The following is a 285-nucleotide window of genomic DNA, read 5'->3' on the forward strand; positions in this document are numbered from 1 at the left end:
GTCACGGTAGACCCCAGCGGGGCATTCGCCAGCGCGCCGTTCAGTACATAGCGCGCTTCAAAGGTGCGGGTGGTGGCGTCAGCCGCGTCCGAAAGCAGGCGCAGGGTCGCCGTGACCGGCTGAGATTCGCTGCCATAGCGTTTCGCCAGCGCCTCGCTGCCGACCGCCGGGCGCAGCGTCTCCGGCAGTTGCACCCGCGCTTCGCGCTGCCCCGCCCGCGCCAGGCGGATCACCACCTGCCCGGCGCTGACCACCTGCCCCGGCTCAGCGAGGGTTTCCACCACC

1 protein-coding gene is annotated in these 285 nt (G+C 71.6%); it reads right to left on the reverse strand.

The genetic code is table 11. The features are described from left to right. Nucleotides 1–285 (reverse strand): HlyD family efflux transporter periplasmic adaptor subunit (locus tag ACSIPU_RS31185; RefSeq protein WP_435322575.1); only part of this gene is annotated, 285 nt, incomplete at both ends.

Origin of the sequence: Klebsiella sp. HN106 (genome assembly GCF_051209435.1) — a bacterium.
Taxonomy (GTDB): domain Bacteria; phylum Pseudomonadota; class Gammaproteobacteria; order Enterobacterales; family Enterobacteriaceae; genus Klebsiella; species Klebsiella oxytoca.